The following is a 22,085-nucleotide window of genomic DNA, read 5'->3' on the forward strand; positions in this document are numbered from 1 at the left end:
AAACAAAAAAGGCGTCCCGCTAGTCACCTAGCGAGGACGCCTTTGTCCAGGTCCCGTTCGATCGGGAAGTGCAGCCTTCTTCGTTGAAGGTCGCGCTTTATTCAACTTGTGCCAAGACTAATGCAGCGCCTGTGCCAACTTTCCAACATCACGGTTTTTCAGGCTTTTCAGGCACTTGCCGGCTTCTGCCGAGCCTGCTTGTGCACCTTTGCGAGGCGTTTTGCGCCGCTTTGGTGCGAGTGGCGCTATTTGAGCAGCAACAGCGCCAGCAGCAGGTTGAGCAGCAGCGACACCAAGGCAACCGTGCGCCAGACCAGCAGCGGCTCGCGCTCCAGCAGCGGCCGTGGGCGGCTGCCGATGGACTGGCGCTCGCCGCTTTCCAGGGCCAGCAGCCATTCCTCGGCAGTTTCGAAGCGCTGCGCCGGGGCGGCGGCTACCGCGCGGTTCAAGATCTCATCGAGCCAGGCAGGCAAGTCCGGGCGGTAGCGGCTGGCTGGCACAGGTTGGCCGAAGCGCGGGTGCTGGAAGGCCTCGACCTCGCCGTGGGGATAGTGGCCGGTGAGCAGGTGATAGAGCGTCACGCCCGCGGCGTAGAGGTCCTGCTGGGCGCTGGGTGGGCTGCCGGCGAAGGCTTCCGGGGCGATATAGCTGGGGGTGCCGGGCAGGGCATGGGCCTCGTCGCGGGTCAGGCCCGGGCAGTAGGCCAGGCCGAAGTCGAGCACGCGCAGCTCGCCGTCGTCGCCGAGCAAGAGGTTCTCCGGCTTGATGTCGCGGTGGATGACATTGCGCCGGTGCAGCAGGCCGAGGGCCTTGATCAGCCGCGGCGCCAGGTCCTGCCAGTCGGCCAGGCTCAGCGGGCCGGCCTGCTGCAGGTGCGCGGCCAGGGTCTGGCCGGCGTACTCGCGCTGCACGTAATACAGGTGCTGGCGCTGCGGCAGCGCGTGCAGTTCGGGGAAGTGGCGGCCGGCGACGCGGCGCAGGAACCATTCCTCCTGCAGCAGCGCCGGGCCGGCCTGCTCCTCGCCGGCGCGGCTGGCCGGCAGGGTCTTGAGCAACCAGGGCTGATTGTGCGCGTCGCGCACCCGGTAGATCAGCGACTGGCGCGATTCACCGAGCAGGCCTTCGACCTGCCAGCCCTCGAACTCCTGGCCGTCGCGCAGGCGCGGCGGCAGCGGCCAGTGCTCGAGCTGGGCCAGGGTGTCGGCCAGCGCCGCCTCGGGCAATTGGTCTATGTACACCAGCAGGGCGCTGGCGTTGTCCTGGCTGCCGGCGCGGTGGGCCTCGTCGACCAGCGCCTGGCAGATCGCCCCGGCGTCATCGCCCTGTCGCAGCAGTTCGCCGATGCGCCTGTCGCTGAGGCAGGCCCAGACGCCGTCGCTGACCAGCAGGAAGCGGTCGCCGGCCTGCAGCTCGCCGTCGCGGTAGTCCACCACCAGGTGCTGATCCAGGCCCATGGCGCGCTTGAGCACGTGCTGCATGCCCGGCTGTTCCCAGACATGGTCCTCGGTCAGGCGCAGCAGCTGGCCGTCACGCCACAGGTAGGCGCGACTGTCGCCGATATGCGCCAGGGTGTAGCGGCGGCCGCGCAGCACCAGGGCGGTGAGGGTGGTCAGCAGCGGCTGGCCGCCGCCGTTGGCCTGCAGCCAGCGGTTATGTGCGCTGAGCAGGCGGTCCAGGCTGTGCTGCACCGGCCAGGTTTCCGGGGTGGAGTAGTAGTCCAGGGCCAGCGCCTGCAGGGTGGCGCGCGCCGCCAAGCCGCCGTCGGCGCACTGACTGACGCCATCGGCCAGGCCCAGCAGATAGCCCTTGCTGGCGGCCAGGGCCGGCGCCGGGGTGACCACGCGCAGGGCGTCCTGGTTCTCGCTGCGCGGGCCGGTGGCGCTGGTTTCGCCGATGCTCAGTTGCAGGGCCATGGCTGTTTCCACAGATCGTTTATTTGCCTCGGCGCTTCGGAACGTAGGGTGCGCCGCGTGCACCAGGCTCGACGATAGAGCGCTGGTGCGCATGGCGCACCCTACGAAGGCGGCGGATCGCCGAAGGTTCGCTTACACCCGCGCGGCGGTCACCGCGGCGCTGCCCCAGGTGGTGCGCCAGCGCTGCTTGACTCCGTGCAGACCGATCCAGGCCAGCACGCCGAGGCTGGCGAACAGCCACAGGCCCAGCTGGTAGTCGCCGGTGTGCTGCTTGATGGTGCCGAGGCCGGCGGCGAGGAAGAAGCCACCGATGCCGCCGGCCATGCCGATCAGCCCGGTCATCACGCCGATCTCCTTGCGAAAGCGCTGCGGTACCAGCTGAAATACCGCGCCATTGCCAGCACCAAGGCCGAGCATGGCGGCGACGAACAGGGCCAGGGCGGCGGTCGCGCTGGGCAGGTTGAAGCCCACCGCGGCGATGCACAGCGAGGCGATGGTGTACATCATCAGCAGCGAGCGGATGCCGCCGATGCGGTCGGCCAGGGCGCCGCCGAGTGGGCGCAGCAGGCTGCCGGCGCAGACGCAGGCGGCGGTGTAGTAGCCGGCGGTCACCGGGTTCAGCCCGTACTGGTCGCTGAAGTAGCCGGGCAGGGCGCTGGCCAGGCCGATGAAGCCGCCGAAGGTGACGCTGTAGAAGAACATGAACCACCAGCTGTCGCGGTCGCCGAGGGCCTTGAGGTAGTCGCCGAAGGCCTTGGCCTTGGGCCGCTCCGGCGCGTTCCTGGCCACCAGGGCGAAGATCACCAGGGTCGCCAGCAGCGGGATCAGCGCCCAGCCGAACACGTTCTGCCAGCCGGACAGCGCCGCCAGGCCGGGTGCGAACAGCGCCGCCAGCACGGTGCCGGAGTTGCCGGCGCCGGCGATGCCCATGGCCTTGCCCTGGTGCTGCGGCGGGTACCACTGCGAGGCCAGCGGCAGGGCCACGGCGAAGGCGGCGCCGGCGAAACCGAGGAACAGGCCGAGCAGCAGCGCCTGCTCGTAGCTGCCGATGCCGATCTGCCAGGCGCAGAACAGCGCGACGATGACCACCACCTGGCCGAGCAGGCCGGCGGTCTTCGGCGACAGGCGGTCGGCGAGAAAGCCCATCAGCAGGCGCAGCACGGCGCCGGCGAGAATCGGCGTGGCCACCATCAGGCCGCGCTGCTGGGCGTTGAGATCGAGGTCGGTGGCGATCTGCACCGCCAGCGGGCCGAGCAGGTACCAGACCATGAAGCTCAGGTCGAAATAGAGGAAGGCGGCGAACAGGGTGGGGGCGTGGCCGGCTTTCCAGAAACTTGTATTCATCGATCACCTCATCAGCGAGAAGGGGCCCGGCACGGCGCGGCCGACCGTGGTCGTGGACACGGCGGCCGCGCCTGCCGGGGAGGCCGCGCACTTGTGGCGCGCGGCCCTGCGGCCGAGGCCACAGCAGGGTTGAACGATTGCAGTGCAGGTTCGGATCGCGACGCCTGCGCCGGCCCCGGACACTGGGGCGAACACGAAAAAAAACGCCGCTTCACCGCTGGCCGTTGAGGCGAGGTGAGGCGACGTCTTTGTCGTGAAGGAGGTGGCCGCCGTTGGCTACCTTGTGCAGGGTCCAAGCAAGAGCCGCGCCAATCGGCTATGGGCCTGGCGGTGCGGGTTCTCGGGCGTTGCGCTGGTGGCTGGCTGCCGCAAAAGGAGGCGCAGATGCGGCGACATGCACCTGGACGGGGCGTTGTTGGTTGCCGAGCGGCTCAGTGGCGGGCGGCGGCGACCAGGCTGCGCGGTTGGTCTGCGGCGAGCACGGCGCCGCTGGCGGCGTGCGTCGGCAGCGGCAGGGTCAGCAGGGCCAGGGCCAGCAGGTTGCTCAGCAGGCCTGCCTGGCGCGCGCGGCGATAGCGAGTAGACATGGCGAATCCCCCCCTTTCTTGCTGTTCTGCCCTAGGCGTAGCAGACGAATGGCCAGCTGTCACGGCGACGGCTGCAAGAATCGCGCAATCGCCCATCGTCCGGCGTCTCGGGGCGAAAAAACGGCGGTGCTATACTGCAGTCCTGATCAAAAAATAGACAAATCGCCGCCTGGCGAGCCGCCTACCCGGCGGCGCCTGCGGGACGCTCGGCAGCATGGCAAAGCGAGATGGGAGGTGGGTCATGAATCGGCACTACTACATCAGCGACAACCTGGACGAGCTCGAGCGTGTCGAGCAGGAACTGGAAGCCCAAGGGATCAGCACCGAGCAGATTCATGTGCTCAGCGAGCAGGACGCCGAGGTGGAGCACCATCACCTGCATGACGTGCCCTCGTTCATGAAGCAGGACGTGGTGCACTCCGGCGAGATCGGCGCGCTGGTCGGGCTGGTGCTGGCCGCCGCGGTGCTGCTCGCCGCCTATTGGCTGGGTTGGACGGCCAGCGCGGCGGGTTGGATGCCGTTCATCTTCCTGGCCATCGTGCTGTTCGGCTTCTGTACCTGGGAGGGCGGCTTCTTCGGCATTCAGGTGCCCAACGCGCATTTCCGTCGCTTCCGCCAGTACCTGAAAGACGGCAAGCACGTGTTCTTCGTCGACGTCGAGCCGGAGCAGGAGCCCCTGCTGGCCCAGGTGGTCGGCCATCATCCGCGCTTGAGCGATGCCGGCACCGGTGAGGCGGCGCCGCACTGGATAGTCGCCTGGTTGCAGCGCTGGCACCAGTTCAAGCGCACCATCTGAGCTAGCCAGTCGCTGTCCGCCCGGCCGCTCACGGCGCGCCGGGCGCCGGCCCCTGGCCGAAGAACAGCACGCGGCTGAGAAACACGTAGTTCGCCTCGCTCGCCATCAGTCCCACCAGCACCAGCAGGCACAACGGCGGCAGCAGGATGGCGTAGACCATGGCCAGGCGCTCCCAGGCCATGTGCATGAAGATGGCGACGATCAGCCCGGCCTTGAGCAGCATGAACAGCAGGATCAGCGACCAGCGCAGGTAGCCGGCGAGATGGAAGTAGTCGACTAGGTAGGAGAGGGTGCTGAGGACGAACAGCAGGCCCCAGATCTTCAGGTACAGGCCGATCGGATGCTGCTGGGTCTGAGCCATGGCGAGTCCCTCACCAGAGGTAGAAGAAGGCGAAGATGAATACCCACACCAAGTCGACGAAGTGCCAGTACAGCCCGGCGATCTCGACGTTCTGGTAGTTGCCTGTGCGCTCATAGGCCCCGCGCCAGACCTTCCAGGCGACGATGCACAGGTAGAGCACGCCGATCGACACGTGCAGGCCGTGGAAGCCGGTGATCATGAAGAAGCTGGCGCCGAACTGCGCCGCGCCCATGGGGTTGCCCCAGGGCCTGACGCCTTCCTCGATCAGCTTGCTCCATTCGAACGCCTGCATGCCGACGAAGGCGGCGCCGCCGAGGGCGGTGGCCAGGATCAGCGCGGCGGTGCGCCCGCGTTCGCGGCGATAGGCGTAGTTGACCGCCATGGCCATGGTGCCGCTGCTGCTGATCAGCACGAAGGTCATGATGGCGATCAGGATCAGCGGGATGCTCTGCCCGGCGATGGTCAGGGCGAACACCTCGCTGGTGTTCGGCCAGGGCTCGGTGGTGGTCATGCGCACCGCCATGTAGCCGGTGAGGAAGCAGGTGAAGACGAAGGTGTCGCTGAGCAGGAAGATCCACATCATCGCCTTGCCCCAGGGCACCTGGTGGAAGGCTTCCTTGTCCGCGGCCCAGTCGGCGGCGACTGCCTGCCAGGGCGGCGTGGCGGTGTCCGGTGTGGCGTGTTCGCGACGACTGGCCATGGCGGATCACCTCAGGCCGCAGAAGGCGGCGATGGACTGGTAGGTCTGCGGGCTGCTGGTGAGCACGGCGAACAGCAGCAGCCACAGCCCCAGCAGGTAGTGCCAGTAGCTGGCGCAGAGCTCCACGGCGACGGCGAAGGCGTGCGGCCGGCGCAGCCGCGTGGCCAGGGCCCAGGCCCAGACTGCCAGGCCGCCGAGCAGGTGCAGGCCGTGCAGGCCGGTGAGCAGGTAGAAGAAGCTGTTGGCCGGGTTGCCGGCGAGCGGATAGCCCCAGGCGGCGACGCGTTGCCAGAACCACAGCTGGCCGAGGAGAAACACCACCGCCAGCAGCCCGCCGGCGGCGAAGGCCAGCTGGCTCGTCGCCATTCGCGAGCGCCGCGCGGCCAGCCGGGCGCCCTGCAGGCACAGGCTGGCGGCGAGCAGCACGGCGCTGTTCAGCCACAGCGGCCAGGGCTGCGCCAGCGGCGCCAGTGGGTCGGTCAAGGGCTGCCAGTCCCCCACTTGCGAGCGCATCAGCAACGCCAGCAGGAACAGCAGAAACAGCGAGCTGATCGCCGCCAGCAGCAGGCGCAGGCCGACCCGGGCGGTGTGCAGGCGCTCGGCCGGCGTCGTCTCCGGGGTCTGCGGCCAGCCGCCGGGGCCGAGTTCCTCGCCGTCGCGCAGCAAGAGCCGGTTCATGGCCTGTGCTCCGTCGCCGCGTTCTTCATCCGTTGCAGCTCCTCGTCCGATACCGTCTGCGGCACGAAGTCCTGCTCCACGCCTGGCACGCTGTAGTCGTAGGCCCAGCGGTGCACCACCGGCAGGCGGGCGCCCCAGTTGCCGTGCACCGGCGGAGTCTGCGGGGTCTGCCATTCCAGGCTGGCGGCGCGCCAGGGGTTGGCGCCGGCGGGCTTGCCCTTGGCCAGGCTCCAGAACAGGTTGAACAGGAACAGCAGCTGGGCGACGCCGACCACCAGGGCGGCGACGGTGATGAAGGCGTTGAGGTCCTGCGCCGACTGCGGGATGAACTCGTAGTCGTCGAAGGCGTAGTAGCGCCGCGGCATGCCGAGAAACCCCAGGTAGTGCATGGGAAAGTAGATGGCGTAGGTGCCGAGGAAGGTGATCCAGAAATGCAGCTGGCCGAGGCGGTCGTCGAGCAGCCGCCCGGTGATCTTCGGGTACCAGTGGTAGATCGCGCCGAACACCACCAGGATCGGCGCCACGCCCATGACCATGTGGAAGTGGGCGACCACGAAATAGGTGTCCGACAGCGGGATGTCGACTATCACGTTGCCGAGGAACAGCCCGGTCAGGCCGCCGACCAGGAAGGTGAGGATGAAGGCCAGGGCGAACAGCATGGGCACGGTCAGGTGGATGTCGCCCTGCCACAGGGTCAGCACCCAGTTGTACACCTTCAGCGCGGTGGGCACGGCGATGATCAGCGTGGTGATGGCGAAGAAGAAGCCGAAGTAGGGGTTCATGCCGCTGACGTACATGTGGTGCGCCCACACCACGAAGCTCAGCACGCCGATGGCGACTATGGCCCAGACCATCATGCGGTAGCCGAAGATGTTCTTGCGCGCGTGGGTGCTGATCAGGTCGGAGACCAGGCCGAAGGCGGGCAGGGCGACGATGTACACCTCCGGGTGGCCGAAGAACCAGAACAGGTGCTGAAACAGGATCGGGCTGCCGCCCTCGTGCTCCAGCGGCTGGCCAAGGGAGATGATCGCCGGCATGAAGAAGCTGGTGCCGAGCAGGCTGTCGAACAGCATCATCACCGCGCTGACCAGCAGCGCCGGGAAGGCCAGCAGGGCGAGGATCGAGGCCATGAAGATGCCCCACACCGACAGCGGCATGCGCATCAGGGTCATGCCGTGGGTGCGTGCCTGCAGCACCGTGGTCACGTAGTTGAGGCCACCCATGGTGGCGGCGACGATGAAGATCGCCAGCGACACCAGCATCAGCACTATGCCCCAGTCGGTGCCCGGGGTGCCGGCGGTGATCGCCTGCGGCGGATAGAGGGTCCAGCCGGCGCCGGTGGGGCCGCCGGGAACAAAGAAACTGGCCAGCAGCACCAGCACCGAGAGCAGGTAGAACCAGTAACTGAGCATGTTGACGTAGGGGAACACCATGTCCCGCGCTCCGACCATCAACGGGATCAGGTAGTTGCCGAAGCCGCCGAGAAACAGCGCGGTGAGCAGGTAGATGACCATGATCATGCCGTGCAGGGTCATGGCCTGGTAATAGGTGCTGGCGTCCATGAACTCCAGGCTGCCGGGAAAGCCGATCTGCAGGCGCATCAGGCCCGAGAGCACCAGGGCGATCAGGCCGACGAAGATCGCCGTCAGCGCGTACTGGATGGCGATGACCTTGTGGTCCTGGCTCCAGATATAGCGCGTCAGGAAGCTGCGCGGCTCGTGCAGGGCCGTGCTTTCGGCTTGGTGCGCATAGGCCATCGCGTCATCCTCCTGCAGGGGGCTCAGGGCGAGGGATCCGCGGCCTCGTCGGCATCGGCGGCGAGGGAGGCGATAAAGGCGGTCAGCGCCTCGAGCTGCGCCGCGTCGACGGCCAGGACCGGCATGATCGCGGCATAGCCCTGCACCACCTGGGCGTTGGGCTGGCGTATCGCCTCTTCAATATAGGCCGCATCGGCCCGGGCCGTGCTGCCGTCGACGAAATCCCGGGTGCTGCCGTACAGCCCGCGCCAGCTCGGGCCGATGCCGGCGCTGCCGTCGAGGCTGTGGCAGGCCAGGCAACCCAGGCCGGCGGCCAGCGCGCGGCCCTGTTCGGCCGGGCTGGCAGCGTCGTGCTCGGTGGCCGGGGCCTTGTCGCTTAGCGACTGGATCAGGGCGAGCAGGGCGGCCAGTTCCTCCTCGCTCAGGCGGTAGGCCACCATCACCGGCGGAAAACCCTGCACCAGCTTGGCCTGCGGGGCGAGGATGGATTCGCGCAGGTAGGCCTCGTCGGCCTGCAGGCTGCTACCGTCGGCCAGTTGCCGGGTGCTGCCGTACAGGCCCTGCCAGGTCGGGGCCAGGTTGGCGCTGCCATCGAGGCTGTGGCAGGCCAGGCAGCCGAGGTTCTGCGCCAGCTGGCGGCCCTTGTCCAGCAGGCTGGCGGCGCTCGGCGGCGCGGCGCGCAGGCTCTGGGCGAAGGTCGGCTGGCCGGCCAGCCACTGCTCGAAGGCCTCGGCCTCCTCGACGATCAGGCGTCCGCGCATATTGAAGTGGGCCACGCCGCAATACTCGGCGCAGAGCACCTCGTAGCTGCCCAGGCGGGTCGGGGTGAACCAGAAGTAGGAAACCATGCCCGGCACCATGTCCATCTTGGCGCGGATCTGCGGCACGTAGAAGTTGTGCAGCACGTCCTTGGAGCGCAGCAGCACCTTGACCGGCTGATCCAGCGGCAGGCGCAGCTCGCCGCCCTGGACCAGCACGTCATCCGCCCCGGCCGGGTCGCCGGGGTCGAGGCCGAAGGGGTTGCGCGGCTCGACCCACTTGATGGCGGAGCGCCCCAGGCGGCCATCCGCGCCGGGGAAACGGTAGGCCCACTGCCACTGCTGGGCCACCACCTCGACCTCGCGGGCTTCCTGCGGCACCCGCACGAAATCGTCGTAGACCACCAGGCCGGGGGCCAGCAGGGCGACGATGCCCAGGCTGGTAACGGCGAACAACCACCACTCGAGTTTCTTGCTTTCCGGCTGGTAGGCCGCCCGCCGCCCCGCCTTGTGGCGGAAGCGGATGATGGCGATGACCATGAACAGGCACACCGCGACGAAGAACAGCCCGGTGATGAGCAGGGTGATCAGCAGTGCGGTATCGATGGACACCCAGTTGGACGCCGCCTCGGTGGCCTGCCAGGGGCTGAGCAGGTGAAACAGCAGCGAGCCGATCACCAGCAGTATCAAGACGATTGCAAACGCCATCTGTTCGCATCCCGTTCCGGACGCCCGTGGCCGCGGGCAACACCCAGCGACGGCATCGGCGGATGCTGCCCCGGGTACGGCCCCATCCCTCTCGCGCGCCAAGATGCGACGCTCTGGTACGGGCGAGTTCAGGGAGGAGTATAGGTGTTGCCCTCACTATTGCCCGATTGGTGGCCTGGTTCGCCGCCGGTGCAGCGCCTATAACTATGCTCTCGGTAGGTTGAGCCGCCTGGGACGGGCGGCTGCACAGAGGAGGGCGGGACATGTCCAGCAATCCCTTGCTCGCGATGATCGGCAACACCCCGGTGCTGCCGCTCACGCACCTGGATACCGGCCCCTGCGAGCTGTTCGTCAAGCTGGAGAACCAGAACCCCGGCGGCTCGATCAAGGACCGCATCGCCCTGAGCATGATCGAGGCTGCGGAACGCGACGGTCGGCTGCAACCGGGCGCCACCATCATCGAGGCCACCGCCGGCAACACCGGTCTGGGCCTGGCGTTGGTGGCGGCGCAGAAGGGCTACCGGATGCTGCTGGTGGTGCCGGACAAGATGAGCCGCGAGAAGATCTTCCACCTCAAGGCGCTCGGCGCCGAGGTGCGCCTGACCCGTTCCGACGTCGGCAAGGGGCATCCCGAGTACTACCAGGACCTGGCGCGCAGCATCGCCGAGCAGACCCCGGGCGCGCTGTACATCGATCAGTTCAACAACCCGGCCAATGCCCTGGCGCACGAGCTGGGCACCGGCCCGGAAATCTGGCGCCAGCTGCAGCAGCGCCTGGACACGGTGGTGGTCGGGATCGGCTCGGCCGGTACCCTGGCCGGGCTGACCCATTTCTTTCAGCGCGAGGCGCCGCACGTCGAGATCGTCCTGGCCGACCCTCAGGGTTCGGTGCTGGCCGACTACGTGGAAACCGGGCACTACGGCGAGGCCGGCAGCTGGCTGGTGGAAGGCATCGGCGAGGACTTCATTCCGGCGCTGGCCGATTTTTCCCTGGTCAAGCGCGCCTACCGCATCGGCGATGCCGAGAGCCTGCTCACCGCGCGCCTGCTGCTACAGCAGGAGGGGGTGCTGGCCGGCTCCTCGTCCGGCACCCTGGTGGCCGCGGCGCTGCGTTACTGCCGCGAGCAGCGCGAGGCGAAGCGGGTGCTGACCTTCGTCTGCGACAGCGGCAACAAGTACCTGTCGAAGATGTTCAACGATTACTGGATGATCGATCAGGGTCTGATCGAGCGGCCGCAGGCCGGCAACCTGCGTGACCTCATCGCCCGCCGCTACGACGAGGGCGCCACCGTCACCTGCAAGGCCGACGAGAGCCTGGCGGCGGTGTACGCACGCATGCGCTTCCACGACATCGACCAGGTACCGGTGATGGACGGCGAGCGGGTGGTGGGCCTGATCGACGAATGGGACCTGCTGCGCGCGGTCAAGGACGCCCCCGAGCACTTCGAGCTGCCGGTGCGCCGGGCCATGGTCACCCAGCTGCAGACCTTGGATCCGGAGGTGCCGCTGGAACGCCTGCTGGAGACCTTCGACGCCGGACACGTGGCGTTGATCGTTGAACGGGGCCGTTTTCTCGGCCTGATCACCAAGAGCGATCTGCTCAACCTGTGGCGGCGCACCCTGCGCTGAAGCGCCCACTGCGCCTGGAGCCCGAACGATGAAACAGAGCCTGGAAACCCTCTGCGTGCACGCCGGCTACGAGCCGGACTGGACTGGGGCGGTGATGCCGCCGATCTACGCCACCTCGACCTTTCGCCAGCAGTCGCCCGGCGTGCACGCCGGCTATGAGTATGGGCGCAGCCACAACCCGACGCGCCAGGCGCTGGAGCGGGCCATCGCCGAGCTGGAGGGCGGCAGCCAGGGCTTCGCCTTCGCCTCGGGGCTGGCCGCCTGCGCCACGGTGCTGGAGCTGCTGCCTGCGGGCAGTCATATCGTTGCGGTGGACGACCTGTACGGTGGTACCTACCGCCTGTTCGAGCGCGTGCGCAAGCCGGCCGCCGGGCTGCAGGTGAGCTACGTGGCGCCCGAAGCCAGCGCCGAGGAGTTGAGCGCTGCGCTGCGCCCCGAGACTCGGTTGATCTGGGTGGAGACGCCGACCAACCCGACGCTCAAGCTCACCGACCTGGCGCGGGTGGCCGCGGTGGCCCATACCCATGGCGTGCTCACCCTGGCCGACAACACCTTCGCTTCGCCCTGTCTGCAGCGGCCGCTGGAGCAGGGTTTCGACCTGGTGCTGCATTCGGCCACCAAGTACCTCAACGGCCACTCCGATGTGATCGCCGGGCTGCTGGTGGTGGCCGACCGGCCGGAGCTGGCCGAGCGCCTGGGCTTTTTGCAGAACGCGGTGGGCAGCATCCTCGACCCCTTCTCCAGCTTTCTCTGCCTACGCGGCATGCGTACCCTGGCTCTGCGCCTGCGCCGCCATGTCGACAGCGCCCAGCAGCTGGCCGAATGGCTGGAACAGCAGGCCCAGGTAGCGGCGGTGGTCTATCCCGGCCTGCCCAGCCATCCGCAGTACGAGCTGGCGGCGCGCCAGATGGCCGGCGGAGGCGGGCTGATTTCGCTGTACCTGGCCGGTGACGCCGAGGGCACCCGGCGCTTTCTCGAGGCGACCCGGCTGTTCACCCTGGCCGAAAGCCTGGGCGGCGTGGAGAGCCTGATCAGCCAGCCGGCGCGGATGACCCACGCCAGCATTCCGGTCGAGCGCCGGGCGCAGATCGGCATCCACGACAACCTGGTGCGGCTGTCGGTCGGCATCGAGCACCCGGATGACCTGCGCCGCGACTTGCAGCAGGCGCTGGCGGCGATGGCGGGTTAGCAGGCCGTTGAAAAACGTAGGCGACGACTGCATGGATGCAGGAGGTAGAGCGAAGCAGAAAGCCCGAGGCGAGGCAGCCAGTGCAATACCGATGGTGGCCCTGCAAAAACAGGCGAGGAAGGGCTGGGATCGCAGTCGACTTTACGAGCTGTAAATGAGCCGTGCTCGCTTCGGGCCGCGCTGACGCGCGCCAGCCGCAAACGGCTTTCCGAGCCTGTTCTTAACGCAGCAATGGCAACGCAGGTAGTTTTTCAACAGCCTGTTAGGCGAGCCGGTTGACCTTGGAAAATTTGGCGGCGAACTCCGCGGGCATCGGCACCACCCTGGACTGGTGGTAGTCGAAAAACACGAAGCCGGACTTGGCCATGGCAACCAGCGTGCCGTCGGCCGGACGGCTGATGCGGAAGGTGATGTCGCCGCCGTACCTGTTGAAGTCCATCACGCCCACCTCGAACAGCAACTGGTCGCGGGCATGGGCTTCGGCGCGGTAGGTGGTGGCCAGGTCGGTGACGATGATGCCGGTGCCGTTGCCGTCGGTCTCGCGGATGCCGACCTCGTAGAGAAAACGTGCCCGCGCCTCGGAAATCATCGAGATCATCGAGTCATTGCCCAGGTGGTTGGCACCGTTGATGTCGGTGACTCGCACGGTGAGGTGGGTGCTGTAGCAGTACTGGTCTTCGGGAAACTCGAGGGTCAGGCGGGCCATGGCGCGTCTCGTCGCAGGTGGGGTGGCGATTGTACGCAAGCGACAGGGGCTGGCGCCGTCATTCGCCGCGGCAATGACGGCGCGACGCCTCAGCGATGCAGGCTGTTCAGATGAAAGAAGGTCACCCGGCCGCCCTCGTCGCTCGGTCCTTCGTTGTCCTGGATATAGGCGCCGGCCTTGAAATACAGCTGCTGTGTGCTCCAGGCGGGGTCGAGCTGGCGGTACAGCGAGCCCTGGTCGCCGTCCTTGCTGACCACGCTGACGCCGAGCCTGCCGCTGGGGGTGACGCGCAGGTCGTAGCCGAAGCGCTCGCCCAGCTGCACGTTGTCCGCCAGCAGGATGTTCTGCACCTGGCTGTCACCGGGTTTTTCGCGCAGCAGCAGTTCGAGGCGACCGACGCCTCGGCGATAGTGGTATTGCAGCTTGAGCAGCGGATCGTTGTGGCTGCCGGGCTCGTCCTTGCTGTGGATCTGGCCGATCACTACCTTGTTCTTGCTCGGTACCTGGTCGACCTGCAGCACCGCGCTGAGGTAGCTGTCGGAGCTGGCGTGCAGCCAGTTGCTCAGGCTGCCGTCGCTCTGCGTCTCGCGCAGTTCGCTGCGTGGGTAGCTGGCGTCGGCGGTGGTGGAGCCGCCGACCGGCACCCAGAAGGTCAGGCTGCCGTCGGCGTTGCGGCGCAGGTACTGGCTCTGATAGCCGTTGTTCAGCTGCGCGGTGCTGATGGTGGTGGGGCTGGGATCGGTGGGGATCGAGAGGTTCCAGGTGGTGAGGTCGAGCACGGGCTTTCCTTGGTCGAGGGCTGGGGGAACCTCTCTTCGTGTGCCCGTTCGGCCATTGGTTCAACCGCTCCGACCAGCGTGCCAGAGCGGTTGCCGCGTCTGTCAGGCGGCCGGGCGCTGCTGGCGCTGGTAGAGGAACTCCAGTACCGCACCGCGATAGCCGTGGTACTGCGCGTCATTGGCCAGCGCCAGGCGGTCGCGCGGGCGCGCCAGCTCCACCTTGAGGATCTCGCCGACGGTGGCGGCCGGGCCGTTGGTCATCATCACGATGCGGTCCGACAGCAGCACCGCTTCGTCGACGTCGTGGGTGACCATCACCACGGTGCTGTGGGTCGCGCCGACGATGCGCAGCAGCTCGTCCTGCAGGTGGGCGCGGGTCAGCGCATCCAGGGCGCCGAACGGCTCGTCCATCAGCAGCACCTTGGGCTCCATGGCCAGGGCACGGGCGATGCCGACGCGCTGCTTCATGCCGCCGGAGATTTCGCTGGGGTGCTTATGCATGGCATGGGCGAGGCCGACCATCTGCAGCGCCTGCTCGGTGCGCGCCTTGAGCTGGGCCTTGCTCTCGCGTGAGCCGAAGACCTTCTCCACGGCCAGGTGGACGTTGCCGTAGCAGGTCATCCAGGGCAGCAGGCTGTGGTTCTGGAACACCACGGCGCGTTCGGGGCCGGGGCCGTCGATCTCGCGGCCGTTGCAGATCAGCCCGCCCGCGCTGGCTTCGAGCAGGCCGGCGATCAGGTTGAGCACGGTGGATTTGCCGCAGCCGGAGTGGCCGATCAGCGAGACGAACTCGCCACGGGCGATGCTCAGGTTGACGCCTTCCAGGGCCTGGAAGCGGCCTTTCTTGGTGTCGAAGTGTTTGCTGACGGCGGTCAGCTCGACGAACTTGTCCATAGGTGGCTCCTTAATTCGCGTAGTCGAAGCGCTTGGCCAGCAGCAGGAGCGCCTGCTCCAGGGCCAGGCCGACCAGGCCGACGATGATGATGGCGATGAGGATGTGTTCGACGTTGAGGTTGTTCCACTCGTCCCACACCCAGAAGCCCAGGCCGATGCCGCCGGTGAGCATCTCCGCGGCGACTATCACCAGCCAGGCCACGCCGATGGCCAGGCGGATGCCGGTCATCAGGTGCGGCAGCACGGCGGGAAACAGGATGCGCGTCAGCACCTTGAACTCCGACAGCTTGAGCACGCGGGCCACGTTCAGGTAGTCCTGCGGCACGCTGGCGACGCCGGCGGCGGTGTTGAGGATGATCGGCCAGATCGAGCTGATGAAGATCACCCAGATCGACGCCGGGCCCGCGGCCTCGAACACCAGCAGGCCGATTGGCAGCCAGGCCAGCGGCGACACCGGACGCAGCAGGCTGATGATCGGCGCCAGCATGCCGGCGAGGAAGGCGAAGCGGCCGATGGCGAAGCCCAGCGGAATGCCCACCAGCGCCGCCAGGCCGAAGCCGACGCCGACCCGGCCGAGCGAGTTGAGGATGTTCCAGCCGATGCCCATGTCATTGGGGCCGTTGTCGTAGAAGGGATCGGCGAACAGCACCAGGGCGGCCTGCCAGGTGCTCAGCGGGCCGGGCAGGCCCTCGCTGTGCTGGGCAAGCAGGGCCCACAGGCCGATGAAGGCGAGGATGCCCAGCAGCGGCGCGATGGCCGCCTTGAGCCCGTTGCCGAGGGTCTGCACGCTGGGCAGCAGGGCCATGGGCGAGAAGCGCGGCTTGGCCAGCTGCGGTAGCGGAGATTTCAGGGGCGCATTCATGGTCACCTCCGATCAGGCTTTGATGGCGAAGGAGTCGGCGTAGGCGGCCGGGTTGCTGCCGTCCCAGACCACACCGTCGATCAGCGTGCTGCTGCGCAGCGGGCTGCTCGGCACGGCCAGCTTGAGGGCGCCGGCCGCCTCGGCGTAGAGCGCGGTCTGGTTGATCTGCGCCGCCACGGCGGCGTAATCCGGCGCGTCCTTGAGCAGGCCCCAGCGCTTGAACTGGGTGAGGAACCACATGCCGTCGGAGTGGTAGGGGAAGTTGACGCTGCCGTCCTTGCAGAAGGCCATGGCATGCTCGTCCTGCCAGCTGTTGCCGAGGCCGTCCTCGTACTGGGCGAGAAAGCGCGGTTCGATCACCTGTACCGGCGCGTTGACGTAGGCCTTGCCGGAAATCAGCTTGGCGGTGCTCTTGCGGTTCTCCTCGCTGGCCTCGATGAAGCGGCTGGCGTCGAGCACCGCCATGATCAGCGCGCGGGCGGCGTTGGGGTACTGCTCGATAAAGGCGCGGGTGGTGCCGAGCACTTTCTCGGGGTGATCCGGCCAGATCTGCTGGGTGGTGGTGGCGGTGAAGCCGATCTTGTCGAAGATCGCCCGCGCGCCCCAGGGCTCGCCGACGCAGAAGCCGTCCATGTTGCCGACGCGCATGTTGGCGACCATCTGTGGCGGCGGCACGACGATGGTCTTCACGTCGCTCAAGGGGTTGATGCCCAGGCTGCCGAGCCAGTAGTAGAGCCACATGGCGTGGGTGCCGGTGGGGAAGGTCTGGGCGAAGGTCAGCGGCGTGCCGCCCTTCTTCACGTGCGCGGCCAGTTGCGCGCCGTTGCTCACCCCGGCCTCGCGCAGCTGCTTGGACAGGGTGATGGCCTGGCCGTTCTGGTTCAGGCCCATGAGCACCGCCATGTCCTTCTGCGGCCCGGCCAGGCCGAGCTGGGCGCCGTACATCATGCCGTAGAGCACGTGGGCGGCATCCAGCTCGCCGGTGTTGAGCTTGTCGCGCACGCCGGCCCAGGAGGCTTCCTTGCTCGGGGTGATGCTCAGGCCGTACTTCTCGCCGAAGCCCTGGGTGGCGGCCACCACCACCGAGGCGCAGTCGGTCAGGGGAATGAAGCCGACTTTCAGCGCGACCTTTTCCGGTGCGTCGGAGCCGGCGGCCCAGGCCGCACTGCGCAGTGAGGCCGGCGCCGACAGGCCGAGCGCGGCGATGCCGCCAACGGCACCGGCGAGGGCGATGGATTGCTTGAGGAAGTTGCGGCGGCTGGTGTCCAGTGGCTTGTTCGAATCACGCTCGGTCATGGGGCTAATCCTTGTCAGGCACATAAACAAAAAACGGCGTACGCCAGGCCGCCTCGGTAAGAGGAGGTGGCCTGACGGACGCCGTTGTCCGTGATCCTCGGCCCGCCGCCGTTGGCGTGCTACGCAGGATGGTTGACAGGGACATAGCAAGGGGCTTGCCAGTTTTTCCAGGCAGAGGCCGCGGCGTGGCCCGCAGCGCGCTGTCGGGACCGCATGGGCTGCGGCTGTCGAATGGCTAGCCGAGAGAAATCAATGACTTGGATATGGACTGGGGCCATTGGCAGGGGCCTGCCGGGCGGCCCAGCCGCCGCCGGCGCCGGCGCGCTCGTGGGCCAATGGCGTGCATGGCCGGGCGCCGCTGAGCCGTTTTGGTTCGAGGTGCCGAGCTCAGGAGGCTGGCTGGACGCGCGCTTCCTCGACGAAATCGCGCAGCCAGCGCAGCACTTCCACCGCCTCCCAGCGCGCCGGGTCGAACAGGGCGTAGGCCAGGCCCTGATAGCCGACCACATCCAGCTGGCGGTGGTAGCCGGCGCGCTGCAGCAGCGCCTCGATCTCGGCGAAGCAGGTGTTGAAGTGCTGGCGGTTAAAGGGCGTGCGGTTCTCGGTGACGATGCCCTCGAGCTGCAGTTCCTCGACCATTTCGCGCACCCGCTCCAGCGGCATGCGGTTCACCCGGTGTTTCAGCTGCAGTACGTCCAGCATGGTGCGGCTCCTGTGCATTGGTTCGTGAGACCAAGGGTAAACGAAAAACACTGTACAAATAAACAGTATTGGTGAATAGTGAGGCCACTGCAGCGACATCGACCCGTCCGCCCCGCACGGTGGACGCCTTGCGAGAGGAGAATTGGCAATGCAACAGATGCTGATGACGATTGTGCTATTGGCTGTGCTGAGCGGCTGCGCCCAGCCGCAGATCGAACGGCCGCAGGCCAACGGCGCCTACCTGGTGATCGAGGGCGAGCAGGCCTGGGCCGTGCTGGTGTCCGACGGCCGGCGCGTGGAGGAGGCGGGCAGGGTGCTGGACGTGATCCGCCTGCCCGGACATCACTCGAGCATCGCCGCCAGCTACGTGATCGACACGCCCAACTGCGGCAAGCTGCAGTGGCTGACCGAGCGCCATGGCGCGGCGGAGGGGGAAACCACCCTGCTGCCGGCGGCGTTCAACGAGGAGTTGGCCAGCCCGGGCTGCGTGCTGGCCCAGGGCCTGAGTCGCGCCTGGACGGCGCTGGATTATTCCGGCTGATATGACCAGGGCGCCTCGCGGCGCCCTGGTGGCTTTACTCGTCAGCGGCCTTGGCCTTCTTCGCCGGCAGCAGGCCGTCGGCGCGGAACATCGCCTTGATCCCGCGCAGCGCCTGGCGGGTGCGATCCTGGTTCTCGATCAGGGCGAAGCGCACGTGGTCGTCGCCATAGTCGCCGAAGCCCAGGCCCGGCGAGACGCAGACCTTGGCTTCGGCCAGCAGCTTCTTGGCGAATTCCAGCGAGCCGAGCGGGGCATAGGCCTCGGGGATCTTGGCCCAGACGTACATCGAGGCCTTGGGTTTTTCCACCATCCAGCCAATCTCGTGCAGGCCCTTGACCAGCAGGTTGCGACGCTGGCGGTACTGCTCGGCGATGTCGCGCACGCAATGCTGGTCGCCTTCCAGGGCGGCGATGGCGGCCACCTGCAGCGGAGTGAAGGTGCCGTAGTCGTGGTAGCTCTTGATCCGCGCCAGGGCGGACACGAGTTCTTTATTGCCGACCATAAAGCCGATGCGCCAGCCGGCCATGTTGTAGCTCTTGGACAGGGTGAAGAACTCCACCGCGATGTCCTTGGCCCCCGGCACCTGCATGATCGAGGGGGCCTTCCAGCCGTCGTAGACGATGTCGGCGTAGGCCAGGTCGTGCACCACCAGCACGTCGTACTGCTTGGCCAGGGCCACCACGCGTTCGAAGAAGTCCAGCTCCACGCACTGCGCGGTGGGGTTGGAGGGAAACCCCAAGATCATCATCTTCGGCTTGGGGATGGATTCGCGAATCGCCCGCTCCAGCTCGGCGAAGAAGTCCACCCCCGGCACCAGCGGCACCGAACGCACCTGGGCGCCGGCGATCACCGCACCGTAGATATGAATGGGGTAGCTGGGGTTGGGCACCAGCACGGTGTCGCCATGGTCCAGGGTGGCCAGCATCAGGTGCGCCAGGCCTTCCTTGGAGCCGATGGTGACTATGGCTTCGCTTTCCGGGTCGATGTCCACCGCGTAGCGCTCCTGGTACCAGCGCGAGATGGCGCGGCGCAGGCGCGGGATGCCGCGCGAGGTGGAGTAGCCGTGAGTGTCTTCGCGCTGGGCGACCTGCACCAGCTTCTCGACTATGTGCGGCGGCGTGGCGCCATCGGGGTTGCCCATGCTGAAGTCGATGATGTCCTCGCCACGGCGGCGGGCGGCCATCTTCAGCTCGGCGGTGATGTTGAACACATAGGGGGGGAGACGATCGATGCGCGCAAAGCGGCGCTTGGCGTTGTCGGCCATGATTTCCTCGAAGTACGTAAGCGCCCGGAACCGTCCGAGCGACGTTGGCCACTGCACTGGCCGGAGGCGACGATAAGGCGCCGGCAGCTCTGCTGTCCAGCGCAGTGGCGGGAAAAATTGCCGGTGCAGTGCGCCTGGGGGCCCTGATGCAACCCGGGGGCGGATCGTCATGCCCCGGGTTGCATCCGGTCTACTGCAGCGGCGCTCAGCCGCCGAGCATGTCGTGCATGGCGATGATCTGCTCGGCGACCTGGATCAGCTTCTGCTGGCGGCTCATGGCCTGGCGGCGCATCAGGGTGTAGGCCTCTTCCTCGTTGCAGCTCTTCATCTTCATCAGCAGGCCCTTGGCCAGCTCGATGCGCTTGCGTTCGGCCAACTGGGCGTCGCGCGCCTGCAACTGGGCGCGCAGGGCCTGGTCGCTCTCGAAGCGGGCCATGGCCACGTCGAGAATCGGCTGCAGGCGCTGGGCGTGGATGCCCTCGACGATGTAGGCGCTGACCCCGCTCTGGATCGCCTGGCGCATGACGCCAGGGTCGTGCTCGTCGGTGAACATGACGATCGGTCGCGGCTGGTCGCGGCTGACCAGCACCACCTGTTCCATCACGTCGCGGCTGGGGGACTCGGTGTCGATCAGGATCACGTCGGGGCGCACGGCCTCGACCCGCTCGGGCAGGTCGATGGTCAGCCCGGACTCGTCGATCACCTCGAAGCCGGCCTCGATCAGCGCGCACTTGAGGCGGCCGACCTTCTTCGGGGTGTCGTTGATCAGCAGGATACGCAGCATCGTGGACTCTCCGGGCGATTACAGGGCGACAGCCGGGCTGTCGGCCAGGGCGTGGAGACGGAAGCTGCGGGCGTAGCCGGCCGGGTCGCTGCCGTCCCAGCGGGTGCCATCCTGCAGCGTGGCGCTGCGCATGTCCGCGGGTATGGGGATATTCAGCGCCTGCGCCGCCTCGCGGTAAAGCTCCAGTTGCTGCACCTGGCGGGCGACGCCGAGGTAGTCGGGGTCGCTGCGCAGCAGGCCCCAGCGGCGGAACTGGGTCATGAACCACATGGCGTCGGACAGGTAGGGCAGGTTCACCGCGCCCTCGCCATGAAAGCGCAGCGGATGGGCGTCCTGCCAGGCGTGACCGAGGCCGTCCTGGTACTGGCCGAGAAAACGGGGCTGAATGGCCGACAGCGGTGCGTCGACGTAGTCGCGGCCGCTGAGCAGTTGTGCCGTGCTGCGCTTGTTCTCCTCGCTCTCGTCGATGAAGCGACTGGCTTCCAGCACCGCCATGATTAGCGCGCGGGCGGTATTGGGATACTGCAGGGCGAATTCGCGGGTGCAGCCGAGTACCTTCTCGGGGTGATCGGCCCAGATCGACTGACTGGTGGCGACGGTACAGCCAAGGCCCTCGTCCACCGCCTGCGCGCTCCACGGCTCGCCGACGCAGAGGCCGTCGATGCGGCGCGCCTTGAGGTGCGCGATCATCTGCGGCGGCGGCACCACCACGCTGTCGACGTCGTGCAGTGGGTGAATGCCCTGGCTGGCCAGCCAGTAATAGAGCCACATGGCGTGGGTGCCGGTGGGGAAGGTCTGGGCGAAGGTCAGGCGTGCACCTTGTTGGTGCGCGTGATGCAGCAGTGCTTCGCCACTGCTCACGCCTGCGGCCAGCAGCGGCTGCGACAGGTTGATGCTCTGACCGTTCTGGTTCAGGCCCATCAGAACCGCCATGTTGGTGGCCGGAGCGCCGCCCAAGCCGAACTGGACACCATAGATCAGGCCGTAGAGGCTGTGCGCGGCGTGCAGTTCGCCGCTCAGCAGCCTGTCGCGCAGCCCGGCCCAGGAGCTCTGGCGCTGCAGATTGAGGGTCAGTCCGTGTTTCTCGGCGAAGCCCTGAGTGGCGGCCACTATCACCGAGGCGGCATCGGTCAGGGCCATGAAGCCGATGTTCAGCGTGCGCTTCTCCGGCGCATCGCCGATCCCGGCTCCACCCGACGCATCGCTGAGGACTGCTTGTCGTTCGCTCATGTTGCTTGTCCCTTCTCCACGCAAAAAGGCGCCGTACCCACGTCCGCCACAGGGGCAGCAGGGGAACGACGCCATTGTCGTGAGCGGCTTCCGCCGTTGGAAGCGCTCTGTTATCGGGACTGAAGCAATGCATATGCCATCACGGGCGGCGTGCTGGCGTTTGCCGATTCTTGAGGGGGAGGCGCTAGCTAGCGCTCCAGCATCTGCTTGACGTTGCTCTGCGGGATCTGCTGCTTGCGGCCTTCGCTGTCGGTGAACTCGAGCATGCCGGTGTCCCGATCCAGCTCCGGTTTGCCGTCGCTGGTGAGCATCTGTCCATCGGTGGTGGTGATGATGTACTCGCTGCTGCAGCCGGCCAGGCCGAACAGGCACAGGGCGGCGATGATCCATGGCTTCATGATGTGCTCCTGAATGCTCGTATGGGGGTGTCCTTAATTCAGAAGGTAGACGCTGCCGTTGCCGCCGCAAGGCGCCGCGACGATTTGCGCCAGCCATAAACAACAAGCCCCGCACGGGGCGGGGCTTGTTCTACAGCGCTGGGATCAGGCCTGAACGACCGGGATCTTGGCGTTGGCCGCCGCTTCGCGGAAGTCGGCGATCTGGTCGAA

23 protein-coding genes are annotated in these 22,085 nt (G+C 67.3%); 4 read left to right on the top strand and 19 right to left on the bottom strand.

Going from position 1 to position 22,085, the window contains the following annotated elements; translation table 11 throughout:
- Positions 1-245 precede the first annotated feature (245 nt).
- From EA796_RS19290 to EA796_RS23310, 3 genes are all read right to left on the bottom strand, one after another.
- Positions 246-1,913, bottom strand: a complete 1,668-nt coding sequence (locus tag EA796_RS19290; RefSeq protein ID WP_021442822.1) for a bifunctional protein-serine/threonine kinase/phosphatase — start codon at positions 1,911-1,913, stop codon at positions 246-248.
- A 132-nt stretch (positions 1,914-2,045) separates the two neighbouring features.
- A complete protein-coding gene (locus EA796_RS19295) occupies positions 2,046-3,257 on the bottom strand; it encodes a NarK/NasA family nitrate transporter (protein ID WP_021442821.1) in 1,212 nt (403 codons plus the stop codon).
- Between the two features lie 431 nt (positions 3,258-3,688).
- The gene (locus EA796_RS23310; protein ID WP_178082579.1) at positions 3,689-3,844 is read right to left on the bottom strand and encodes a hypothetical protein; all 156 of its coding nucleotides are present in this window, start codon (positions 3,842-3,844) and stop codon (positions 3,689-3,691) included.
- Between the two features lie 241 nt (positions 3,845-4,085).
- Between EA796_RS23310 and EA796_RS19300 the strand changes: the two genes are divergently transcribed.
- Complete coding sequence (locus EA796_RS19300) at positions 4,086-4,640, top strand: hypothetical protein (RefSeq protein ID WP_021444948.1); 555 nt, start codon at positions 4,086-4,088, stop codon at positions 4,638-4,640.
- 28 nt (positions 4,641-4,668) lie between these two features.
- Here EA796_RS19300 and EA796_RS19305 read toward each other — a convergent pair whose 3' ends face one another.
- Genes EA796_RS19305 through EA796_RS19325 form a run of 5 tightly spaced genes read right to left on the bottom strand, consistent with a single transcriptional unit; the run spans position 4,669 to position 9,602 of the window.
- Positions 4,669-5,001, bottom strand: coding sequence for a cytochrome C oxidase subunit IV family protein (locus tag EA796_RS19305; RefSeq protein WP_021444949.1), 333 nt, complete (start codon positions 4,999-5,001; stop codon positions 4,669-4,671).
- Positions 5,002-5,011: 10 nt separating this feature from the next.
- Complete coding sequence (locus EA796_RS19310; protein ID WP_122109775.1) at positions 5,012-5,701, bottom strand: heme-copper oxidase subunit III family protein; 690 nt, start codon at positions 5,699-5,701, stop codon at positions 5,012-5,014.
- A 6-nt stretch (positions 5,702-5,707) separates the two neighbouring features.
- Positions 5,708-6,379, bottom strand: a complete 672-nt coding sequence (locus EA796_RS19315; RefSeq protein ID WP_122109776.1) for a cytochrome c oxidase subunit 3 — start codon at positions 6,377-6,379, stop codon at positions 5,708-5,710.
- The gene (gene ctaD, locus EA796_RS19320) at positions 6,376-8,136 is read right to left on the bottom strand and encodes a cytochrome c oxidase subunit I (RefSeq protein WP_122109777.1); all 1,761 of its coding nucleotides are present in this window, start codon (positions 8,134-8,136) and stop codon (positions 6,376-6,378) included. The genes EA796_RS19315 and ctaD overlap by 4 nt, the downstream gene beginning before the upstream one ends.
- A 23-nt stretch (positions 8,137-8,159) precedes the next feature.
- Entirely contained in the window at positions 8,160-9,602 is a 1,443-nt protein-coding gene (locus EA796_RS19325; RefSeq protein WP_122109778.1) for a cytochrome c oxidase subunit II, read from the bottom strand.
- Between the two features lie 263 nt (positions 9,603-9,865).
- On the opposite strand from EA796_RS19325, the gene EA796_RS19330 reads away from it, so the two are divergent.
- Both EA796_RS19330 and EA796_RS19335 read left to right on the top strand, forming a co-directional pair.
- Positions 9,866-11,230 (top strand): cystathionine beta-synthase, encoded by a 1,365-nt coding sequence (locus tag EA796_RS19330; protein ID WP_122109779.1) that lies wholly within the window; start codon positions 9,866-9,868, stop codon positions 11,228-11,230.
- 28 nt (positions 11,231-11,258) lie between these two features.
- Positions 11,259-12,419: a PLP-dependent aspartate aminotransferase family protein gene (locus EA796_RS19335; protein ID WP_021442203.1), complete on the top strand. Its 1,161-nt coding sequence runs from the start codon at positions 11,259-11,261 to the stop codon at positions 12,417-12,419.
- Between the two features lie 262 nt (positions 12,420-12,681).
- On the opposite strand, the gene EA796_RS19340 is transcribed toward EA796_RS19335, so the two are convergent.
- The 6 genes from EA796_RS19340 to EA796_RS19365 all read right to left on the bottom strand — a co-directional run bounded on the left by EA796_RS19340 (position 12,682) and on the right by EA796_RS19365 (position 17,658).
- Positions 12,682-13,125 carry a thioesterase family protein gene (locus tag EA796_RS19340; RefSeq protein WP_122109780.1) on the bottom strand — a complete coding sequence of 148 codons (444 nt, stop codon included), beginning with the start codon at positions 13,123-13,125 and terminating at the stop codon, positions 12,682-12,684.
- A gap of 89 nt (positions 13,126-13,214) precedes the next feature.
- The gene (locus EA796_RS19345) at positions 13,215-13,904 is read right to left on the bottom strand and encodes a polysaccharide lyase family 7 protein (protein WP_122109781.1); all 690 of its coding nucleotides are present in this window, start codon (positions 13,902-13,904) and stop codon (positions 13,215-13,217) included.
- Positions 13,905-14,006: 102 nt separating this feature from the next.
- Entirely contained in the window at positions 14,007-14,798 is a 792-nt protein-coding gene (locus EA796_RS19350; RefSeq protein ID WP_122109782.1) for an ABC transporter ATP-binding protein, read from the bottom strand.
- A gap of 10 nt (positions 14,799-14,808) precedes the next feature.
- A complete protein-coding gene (ntrB, locus tag EA796_RS19355) occupies positions 14,809-15,660 on the bottom strand; it encodes a nitrate ABC transporter permease (protein ID WP_122109783.1) in 852 nt (283 codons plus the stop codon).
- A gap of 12 nt (positions 15,661-15,672) precedes the next feature.
- Positions 15,673-16,956, bottom strand: coding sequence for a CmpA/NrtA family ABC transporter substrate-binding protein (locus EA796_RS19360; protein ID WP_122109784.1), 1,284 nt, complete (start codon positions 16,954-16,956; stop codon positions 15,673-15,675).
- A gap of 387 nt (positions 16,957-17,343) precedes the next feature.
- Positions 17,344-17,658, bottom strand: coding sequence for a hypothetical protein (locus EA796_RS19365; protein ID WP_021445895.1), 315 nt, complete (start codon positions 17,656-17,658; stop codon positions 17,344-17,346).
- 148 nt (positions 17,659-17,806) lie between these two features.
- Here EA796_RS19365 and EA796_RS19370 point away from each other — a divergent pair, with 148 nt between their 5' ends.
- The gene (locus EA796_RS19370) at positions 17,807-18,199 is read left to right on the top strand and encodes a lipoprotein (protein WP_021445894.1); all 393 of its coding nucleotides are present in this window, start codon (positions 17,807-17,809) and stop codon (positions 18,197-18,199) included.
- A 34-nt stretch (positions 18,200-18,233) separates the two neighbouring features.
- Here EA796_RS19370 and alaC read toward each other — a convergent pair whose 3' ends face one another.
- The 5 genes from alaC to EA796_RS23750 form a co-directional block, all read right to left on the bottom strand.
- On the bottom strand, positions 18,234-19,463 hold the full coding sequence (gene alaC, locus EA796_RS19375; protein WP_122109785.1) for an alanine transaminase: 1,230 nt from the start codon (positions 19,461-19,463) through the stop codon (positions 18,234-18,236).
- Between the two features lie 205 nt (positions 19,464-19,668).
- A complete protein-coding gene (locus EA796_RS19380) occupies positions 19,669-20,247 on the bottom strand; it encodes an ANTAR domain-containing response regulator (protein ID WP_122109786.1) in 579 nt (192 codons plus the stop codon).
- An 18-nt stretch (positions 20,248-20,265) separates the two neighbouring features.
- The gene (locus tag EA796_RS19385; protein WP_122109787.1) at positions 20,266-21,477 is read right to left on the bottom strand and encodes a CmpA/NrtA family ABC transporter substrate-binding protein; all 1,212 of its coding nucleotides are present in this window, start codon (positions 21,475-21,477) and stop codon (positions 20,266-20,268) included.
- A gap of 188 nt (positions 21,478-21,665) precedes the next feature.
- A complete protein-coding gene (locus EA796_RS19390; protein WP_122109788.1) occupies positions 21,666-21,875 on the bottom strand; it encodes a YgdI/YgdR family lipoprotein in 210 nt (69 codons plus the stop codon).
- A 144-nt stretch (positions 21,876-22,019) separates the two neighbouring features.
- On the bottom strand, positions 22,020-22,085 hold a 66-nt coding region (locus EA796_RS23750; protein ID WP_371921479.1), incomplete at its 5' end, for a hypothetical protein.

It is taken from the genome of Pseudomonas sp. AOB-7 (assembly GCF_003696305.1).
In the GTDB taxonomy this organism is placed as follows: Bacteria; Pseudomonadota; Gammaproteobacteria; order Pseudomonadales; family Pseudomonadaceae; genus Aquipseudomonas.

Excerpts from the sequence above, each read along its gene's own strand:
- EA796_RS19360 (WP_122109784.1), bottom strand. The coding sequence starts at position 16,956 with ATGACCGAGCGTGATTCGAACAAGCCACTGGACACCAGCCGCCGCAAC.
- EA796_RS19330 (WP_122109779.1), top strand. The coding sequence starts at position 9,866 with ATGTCCAGCAATCCCTTGCTCGCGATGATCGGCAACACCCCGGTGCTG.
- EA796_RS19390 (WP_122109788.1), bottom strand. The coding sequence starts at position 21,875 with ATGAAGCCATGGATCATCGCCGCCCTGTGCCTGTTCGGCCTGGCCGGC.
- EA796_RS19385 (WP_122109787.1), bottom strand. The coding sequence starts at position 21,477 with ATGAGCGAACGACAAGCAGTCCTCAGCGATGCGTCGGGTGGAGCCGGG.
- ntrB (WP_122109783.1), bottom strand. The coding sequence starts at position 15,660 with ATGAATGCGCCCCTGAAATCTCCGCTACCGCAGCTGGCCAAGCCGCGC.
- EA796_RS19370 (WP_021445894.1), top strand. The coding sequence starts at position 17,807 with ATGCAACAGATGCTGATGACGATTGTGCTATTGGCTGTGCTGAGCGGC.
- EA796_RS19325 (WP_122109778.1), bottom strand. The coding sequence starts at position 9,602 with ATGGCGTTTGCAATCGTCTTGATACTGCTGGTGATCGGCTCGCTGCTG.
- EA796_RS23310 (WP_178082579.1), bottom strand. The coding sequence starts at position 3,844 with ATGTCTACTCGCTATCGCCGCGCGCGCCAGGCAGGCCTGCTGAGCAAC.
- EA796_RS19365 (WP_021445895.1), bottom strand. The coding sequence starts at position 17,658 with ATGCTGGACGTACTGCAGCTGAAACACCGGGTGAACCGCATGCCGCTG.
- EA796_RS19380 (WP_122109786.1), bottom strand. The coding sequence starts at position 20,247 with ATGCTGCGTATCCTGCTGATCAACGACACCCCGAAGAAGGTCGGCCGC.
- EA796_RS19305 (WP_021444949.1), bottom strand. The coding sequence starts at position 5,001 with ATGGCTCAGACCCAGCAGCATCCGATCGGCCTGTACCTGAAGATCTGG.
- ctaD (WP_122109777.1), bottom strand. The coding sequence starts at position 8,136 with ATGGCCTATGCGCACCAAGCCGAAAGCACGGCCCTGCACGAGCCGCGC.
- EA796_RS19340 (WP_122109780.1), bottom strand. The coding sequence starts at position 13,125 with ATGGCCCGCCTGACCCTCGAGTTTCCCGAAGACCAGTACTGCTACAGC.
- EA796_RS19295 (WP_021442821.1), bottom strand. The coding sequence starts at position 3,257 with ATGAATACAAGTTTCTGGAAAGCCGGCCACGCCCCCACCCTGTTCGCC.
- alaC (WP_122109785.1), bottom strand. The coding sequence starts at position 19,463 with ATGGCCGACAACGCCAAGCGCCGCTTTGCGCGCATCGATCGTCTCCCC.
- EA796_RS19290 (WP_021442822.1), bottom strand. The coding sequence starts at position 1,913 with ATGGCCCTGCAACTGAGCATCGGCGAAACCAGCGCCACCGGCCCGCGC.
- EA796_RS19300 (WP_021444948.1), top strand. The coding sequence starts at position 4,086 with ATGAATCGGCACTACTACATCAGCGACAACCTGGACGAGCTCGAGCGT.
- EA796_RS19350 (WP_122109782.1), bottom strand. The coding sequence starts at position 14,798 with ATGGACAAGTTCGTCGAGCTGACCGCCGTCAGCAAACACTTCGACACC.
- EA796_RS19335 (WP_021442203.1), top strand. The coding sequence starts at position 11,259 with ATGAAACAGAGCCTGGAAACCCTCTGCGTGCACGCCGGCTACGAGCCG.
- EA796_RS19315 (WP_122109776.1), bottom strand. The coding sequence starts at position 6,379 with ATGAACCGGCTCTTGCTGCGCGACGGCGAGGAACTCGGCCCCGGCGGC.
- EA796_RS19310 (WP_122109775.1), bottom strand. The coding sequence starts at position 5,701 with ATGGCCAGTCGTCGCGAACACGCCACACCGGACACCGCCACGCCGCCC.